The sequence below is a fragment of the Mesorhizobium sp. M7D.F.Ca.US.004.03.1.1 genome (assembly GCF_003998635.1).
GTDB lineage: Bacteria > Pseudomonadota > Alphaproteobacteria > Rhizobiales > Rhizobiaceae > Mesorhizobium > Mesorhizobium loti.
In genome coordinates, this window is record NZ_RZQG01000255.1 from 1 (window position 1) to 7107 (window position 7107).

The following is a 7107-nucleotide window of genomic DNA, read 5'->3' on the forward strand; positions in this document are numbered from 1 at the left end:
GCGGTTTCGCGCGAGACGACGCCTGGCGGCTCGAACTTGCGGCCCCAAACCGGCTGCATGGAACGATCGTACTCCTGAGCCCAACCCTGTTGTGGCGCGGGCAACTGGGCTGCAAGGAGAAAATCACCGACCTTCTCCGCCGCCTTGAGATATGCGGGATCATGATATGTGCGGTAGGCGTTGAGAAAGAGACGACCCATATCGCGGGGGAGATTGTCGTTGACGATGAAGTAGGGCGGGCGATCAGGCTTCTGCCACTCGTGCGACCAACTGGCGGGGATACTCGCCTTGGCTGCTGTCTCTACGTCCGCACCAGGCGCGGATCCTGTGAAGAAGACTGGAAAGGCCCCATTCGGGTACTGCACTTTCATCAGTCGATGGAGCGCCTTGTCGATGCAGGTACGGACGTCCGGATCCGAACCGCCGCTCGCCTGGTCGAACCACATCAGGAAATTGAGCACGCTCTGTGTGTTGTTGTCGTCGAGTACGGTCTCGTTGCGATGCGGATTGTCCTTGATATCGTGACAAGACTTCCCGCTCACCTTCAGTGCGCGGTAGCACCATGTCGCCGCCTTTTGCGGGTCGGTCTCGATCTTGTAAAACCATCCGCCGGACTCCAGCTGCGTATTCACCAGGGCCGTTGCCACAAGCTGGGCAGACTGAAGCCATTGCTTGTCGCCGGTAACCTCGAAAATGCGCAGGAAGGCAGCTCCGACTGCCGGTGTGCCGGGCGGCTGCACCCAGCCGATGCTTGCGGGCACGGCCCCGCCTTCGCCCACCCTCTTTTGGCCATCAAGCGAATATTTCCATACATAGGTTCCTGCCACACCGAGGTGATCGCGGAAGTAGGCGCCCGCGCGCTCGATCGCGCCTCGTGCCTCGACCACGGTCGGTTGAGGTCCGCCAGCCAGTGCAGTACCGCACGACAGCGCGACAAACAGAACCGGGGCAAGATGTTTTAGCACCACAGCGTCTCCATCGGCATCAAGCGGCCGCCTCGCGTGGAGGCGGGGTCGCCTTGGGCGAACCGACTATCACATGAGGCACGAATGGCGCTGACGTCGCCACCACAGGCCTTGCTTCTTCTCTGCGGTAACTGGGAAGCAGCTCGGCAATAAGGCTCAGCACGCCCCCAGTGTCGCCAGCTCTCGCCAGGCGGCGCAATTGCGAAAATGCCTTGCGAAGCGTGTCAAGCGGCACCGGGTTGGGCACGGCGCCCAGGACCCCGGAAATCGGGACGTCGACACGTCTTTCCCTTTCGTCGAAAAGTTCCTCGAACAGCTTTTCTCCAGGCCGGCATCCCACAATCTTGATCTTGATGTCTTCATCCGGCCGAAACCCCGCGAGCTTGATCATGCGGCGCGCCATGTCGATGATCTTGATTGGCGCTCCCATGTCGAGAACGAAGATTTCGCCCTGTCCCAGGCTCTTTTCCAGGCCATGGGCCGATGCCTGCAAGGTGAGCTCAACCGCCTCCCTTATCGTCATGAAGAAGCGCTTCATCTCCATATCGGTTACGGTCAGCGGACCGCCGTGGGCGAGTTGGCGCTTGAACAGCGGGATCAGCGATCCACTTGAGCCCAGAACATTGCCGAAACGAACGGTCATGAAGCGGGCGGGGGTGTCGCTGGCGACAAAAGCGAGGTCCAGGGACTGGCAATAGAGTTCAGCCAGACGCTTGGTGGCGCCCATGACGTTGGTCGTGTTCACAACCTTGTCCGTAGATATCTGGACCATTGCCTTTGCACCGCAAAGGCGAGCCGCCTCTGCGACGTTCATTGTCCCGATGACATTGGTAAGAACTCCCTCACAGGGATTCAGTTCGACCATCGGCACATGTTTGAGCGCCGCCGCATGGAAGACCAGGTCGACGCCATGCCGTTGGAAGATCTCGCCCAGGCGAACAGGGTCGCGCACGTCACAGATATATGGCTTCCGGCGCACATTCGGGAATTTCTCCGCCAACTCCAGATCGATGGCGTATAAATTGTATTCGCTGTTATCGATCAGGATCACTTCAGCCGGACCAAGCGCGGCAATCTGCTGTGTAAGTTCGCCGCCGATCGAGCCGCCGGCGCCAGTCACAACGATGCGACTGTTTTCGATCATGCGCGACAACGCACCCTTATCAAGCACCGCCTGCGGCCTTTCCAGCAGGTCGGTAAGTTCGATCGGGCGCAATTCGAAGCGACTCTCGTGTTTGGGATTGCGCAGTTCCAGGACGGGGGCAGGGCGAGAGACAGCGATGCCCAGACGTTCGGCCCGGTCGATCAGCGCTTCGAGCGTCGGATCGACAAGACCAGGCACTCGTTCAGTGAAGATCACGTGCCGGGGCTTGATACCGCGGCCCTCCAGATCGCTAATCACCGCGTCGAAATCAGCGATGTCGCCCAAGATCGGCACGCCACGTAGAAAATAGCCCTCCGTGGCCGCACCTTTTTCGAGCAGGCCGACTGGCCAATGGCGTGCATCCGGGTCCCGCTGCAGCGCGCGAATGTAAAGATCAGCCGCATCGCCTGCACCGATCAGCAGGACAGGGACCATGTCGCGTCCATTCTTTGCTCTGCTCGCGGCCGGGCCAAAGCGGCTTACTTCAAGGAGCTTGGATCGGATTCGAACCGAGATGAGCAGCGGCACGAGCAATAGAACCTCGATCACCATCACCGAGCGCGGGATCGAATCGAGCCGTGTTGCCACAAACATCACAAACACGAAGGCGAGCGATGCGACTATTACCGCGCGAAGGATACCGAGCATGTCGCCGACGGAGGCATATCGCCAGTTGCGGGTGTAGAGGCAAGTCACCGGGAAGACCACGGCGCATGTAAGCAGGAAACAGGGGAGGGCGAAAAGCAGCGAATGGTAGCTTTCCGGACTGGTCGCTTCTCCGTCAAGGCCCAGTCGCATGAATGAAGCAAACGACAGGGCCGCGACCGCCATCGCCAGATCAAAGACATAGAGATGAAGATTCTTGCCAACGGCCTTGGCGCGCCCGATTACCCGTCGACGCAAGTACGACAGAACATGAACAATTGTGCGCGGTTTGCTGACAAGACGGCCGAGAGCGATCACGGTGGCTATCAAGAGGGATTGGCCGCCGAGTGGACCTACTGCCTCAAACGGCTGATCTAACTGACTCATCCTGGGACCTCGACAAAGCTTAGCCGCCGCGCGCCAAGAGGGCGCGTCAAGATACGCGGCTGTTTGAACTCGTAGACATAGATCCACGCCTGCCGCTCCCTTGTTCATTCAAGAACAGGTTGGCCTGCGATCGTTCGGACTAGAGGCTACGATGTTATGGTTGCTATGGAGCGCTTTGCTCGCTTTTGACGCAACACATGCTTTTGTGCATGGAGTACCTATCAGAACCGCAAGCGGAACTTTTCCGAGTTAATCCAAAGAGGTACTTCCGCCAGTCTGGACCAGCCAGCCGGACAAGTCCCGCCGCACCAGTGTGCCAAGCTGCTCGACATCGGCTGCATAAAAGTCAACGAGCTGGGATCGCAGCTTTGGGGTGAAAGGCGGATAAGCAATCCTTCCGGCCAGGGCACCCCGTGCTGCTCCGAAGAGCGAACTGTTCCGGAAGGGGCGAACCAGAGGTTTCAACGGCCTCATCATCTTGCGCAGTTGCGGGCCAACCATAGCTTCGCTGCGGTCCTTCACCTTCTTGGCCACAGGCGGGGCAATTTCGCTCGCCGGGAGGCCTAAAAACTCCCTAACCCTGCTTAACTGCTCGGCAGGCTTTGCGACCGTTTCCTCGAAAAACAAAACAAGGAGCCGATCCTTCGGATAAAGGTCCAAATACGCCTGCAACTGTGCGCAGTAGAGGCCGCCGGCGAGAAAACGCCCAGGCGAACTCCTCCCCACGTCAAGGTAAGAGTCTATGTCGCGGTCCACCTCGCCGCGGCGGAAGAGCATGCAGTAGTCCGAGTATGCACGTTCGACCGGATTGCGAAGCTGCACGATCAGCCTGACATGAGGGAGCAGTCGGTGAACACGTTGCGGTGCCGATCGCGTATCCAAGTAGGAGTTCGACTTTTCGCCGATCAACTGTCCAGGACCAGTTTTGTCAAACTGGCGGAAATACCAGTCGTCACCACGGTCGTAGTGGCGACTGAAGTAGTGCAACTCCGGGTCCGGCATGCTGACGGCCGGATCGGCCTGCAGCGACTGCTGCAGCCAGGTCGTGGCGCATTTTGCAGCGCCGATAATTAGGAAGTCGATATCCTCTGCCTGCATTGTCGAACCCTCTTGGATCACTTCTCACCTATCGTACCGCACGCCAACCTGGCCGTTGCCCTGGCGTTCAGCGCTTCCCCGTAGACTTCCATGACCCTTTCGACGTGTTGCTGCGTGCCATAGGAAAAGCAGGCTTGCTTCCGGGCTGCCTGGCTGATGCGTGCCCACAGGGGGGGGTCCGAGAGCAACCGCCACAGCGGCTCCATGAAAGCTTTGGTGTCTTCCGGAGCGACCAGAAATCCTGTCCGCCCATTCTCGATGGCTTCCGGATTGCCGCCATGATTGGTCGCAACCACCGGCGTGCCAAGAAACATCGCTTCGATCAGCGTTCTTCCAAAGGGCTCCCCCATCGCGGGAACGACCAAGACATCCGTTGCCGCCAAGAACGGCTCGATAGGGCTACGAAAACCCATGAAACGCACGGTTTGATCCAGCCCGCGCTCGACGCAAAGCGTGCGAGCGGCCGATTCAAGATCAGGCGAACCAGCCGGCGAGTTGCCGAACACGCAGCCGACGATCGGAATTTGCGGATGCTCGCGTAGGAAACGTTCAATGATGCTGATGAAGAGAAGTGGCCGCTTTCGTTCGATCAGACCGCCAATGAAACTGAGAACCCGTGTGCCTGGTGCGAGGCCGAGCTCTTCCAGAAGCGTGGCCTTGGCTGCGGCCCTGTCAGGAATGACCGATGGATGATCGAAGGGACTATGGATAACGCTGAGGCGCCCATTGAAGGATCGGATCGGATGCTTCGGCCGCGAGAATCGCGACACTGTCACCATGCGATCTGCAATCAATGGCCCAAGAATATTGGCACCCTTTGCATCGGGATCGCCGCGATGATGCCAAACCAGTCGGGCGCCCGCAAGCCGTGCGGCAATTCCCCAGTTGATATGCGTTCTCCCATCATTGGTATGGATGATGTCGAACCTCTGCTCTCTGATAAAACGGCTCAAGTGCGGTAGCGTGCTGGTCAGATAGGTGGCGACACCGCCTAAGGTTGTTCCTTTCGCGGGCAATGTTGTCAAAGGAGGTAGACCCATGAAGGGTTGGCTCTCCCGTTTCAGAAAGGCTGCGAGCGGCCCCATGGTTTCCTGCAGCACCAAAACCGGAACGACCCTTGAGGTGTCGAGATTCTGGACGAGCTTAAGTGCTGAGATGTGACTTCCGCCGACATCGTCACCAACAAATGGAAAGCAAACCCGTATCGGCTCTTGGCCAGTGCCGTCACTCATCGCCCACTACCCGGTTGCGCTTCCAAGATAGCTGCCGCGGTCGAGATAGCTGACGATCAGTTCCGCAGCCTCCTCGGCGCTCAAATCTGGAGTGATCGTGACATGAGCAGCCTCGGGACGCTCATAGGGACTGCCAATGCCAGTGAAATTCTGGATCAGTCCGTTTCGGGCGCGTTGATACAGCCCCTTCGGGTCACGACCTTCTGCCACCTCCAGCGGCGTATCGATAAAGATTTCGATAAACTGCCCCTCGGCAAAGAGGTCGCGCGCCATCCGGCGTTCCGCCCGGAATGGTGAAATGAAGGAAGCCAGCGCAATCAACCCCGCATCGACCATCAGCCTGGCGGCTTCAGCCACACGACGAATGTTCTCGACGCGATCAGCGTCAGTAAAGCCGAGGTCCCTGTTCAGGCCGTGGCGGACATTATCGCCATCCAGAAGGTATGTGTGCTTGCCGATTGCGTGAAGGCGCTTCTCCACGAGATTTGCGATCGTCGACTTACCGGCACCTGAGAGGCCTGTGAACCACAGCACCACCGGCTTTTGGCCTTTGGCGATCGCTCGCGCGTTCATGTCCACGTCCAGCGCTTGCCAATGAATGTTGCTTGCCCTGCGCAGACTGAAGTCGATCATTCCGGCACCAACCGTGTGATTGGTCATTCGGTCGATGATGATGAACGCACCGGTTTCATGCACCCGGGAGTAGGGATCGAAAGCAAGAGGCGCCTGTGTCATCAGGTTGATGAAGCCAACCTCATTCTTTTCGAGAGTTTTTGTGGCGAGCTTTGCAAAATTATTGATATCCAGCCTGTGTTTTATGTGGGTGATGCTTGCGCCGACGACGCTGGTGGCAAGCTTGATCAGATAGGGACGACCGGGGATCAATGGCTCGTCATGCATCCAGAGCACATGCGCCGCAAACTGATCGGAGACTTCCGGTCGCTCGGCTGCGGCTGCCAGAACATCGCCGCGGGAGACGTCAATCTCGTCTTCGAGCGTCAGCGTGATCGCCTCGCCGGCCCCGGCTTCGGGCAAGTCTCCATCAGCGGTGACAATTCGCTTCACCAAGGTTGTGACGCCTGAGCGCGCCACCGCCACGCGGTCGCCCGGTCTCACCACCCCGGCTACGATTGTGCCGGCAAATCCGCGAAAGTCGAGATTGGGACGATTGACCCATTGTACCGGCATGCGGAAGGGGGCCGCACGGCGGTCACTCTCCACCTCGATAGACTCCAGATACTCGATGAGTGTCGGGCCTTGATACCAGGGGAGTTTCGCGCTTCTGGAACGGACATTGTCGCCATAACGGGCAGACAAGGGAATGGCCTGTAACGAAACGAAGCCGAGCGGTTCCGCAAAACTTCGATAGGACGCCTCGATCTGATCGAACACGGCTTGCGAATAGCCAATCAGGTCGATCTTGTTGATCGCGAGAACGACATGCCGGATTCCGAGCAGGGAAACGATGAAGGAATGCCGGCGGGTCTGAGTGAGGATGCCCTGCCGTGCATCGACAAGGATGACCGCGAGGTCGGCGTTGGATGCGCCGGTGGCCATATTGCGGGTGTATTGCTCATGGCCGGGCGTGTCGGCGACGATGAACTTGCGCTGCTCGGTGGCGAAGAAGCGATAGGCC

General features: G+C 58.7%; 5 protein-coding genes. All 5 read right to left on the reverse strand.

Annotated features, from left to right (window positions below):
* On the reverse strand, nucleotides 1-965 hold a 965-nt coding region (locus tag EN935_RS16130; RefSeq protein WP_206534525.1), incomplete at its 3' end, for a hypothetical protein.
* Nucleotides 966-984: 19 nt separating this feature from the next.
* Nucleotides 985-3072, reverse strand: a complete 2088-nt coding sequence (locus EN935_RS16135) for a nucleoside-diphosphate sugar epimerase/dehydratase (protein ID WP_245468798.1) — start codon at nucleotides 3070-3072, stop codon at nucleotides 985-987.
* 318 nt (nucleotides 3073-3390) lie between these two features.
* Entirely contained in the window at nucleotides 3391-4239 is an 849-nt protein-coding gene (locus tag EN935_RS16140) for a sulfotransferase (protein ID WP_127263742.1), read from the reverse strand.
* Nucleotides 4240-4256: 17 nt separating this feature from the next.
* Nucleotides 4257-5471, reverse strand: coding sequence for a glycosyltransferase family 4 protein (locus EN935_RS16145; protein ID WP_127263740.1), 1215 nt, complete (start codon nucleotides 5469-5471; stop codon nucleotides 4257-4259).
* Between the two features lie 6 nt (nucleotides 5472-5477).
* On the reverse strand, nucleotides 5478-7107 hold a 1630-nt coding region (gene cysC, locus EN935_RS16150; RefSeq protein WP_127373439.1), incomplete at its 5' end, for an adenylyl-sulfate kinase.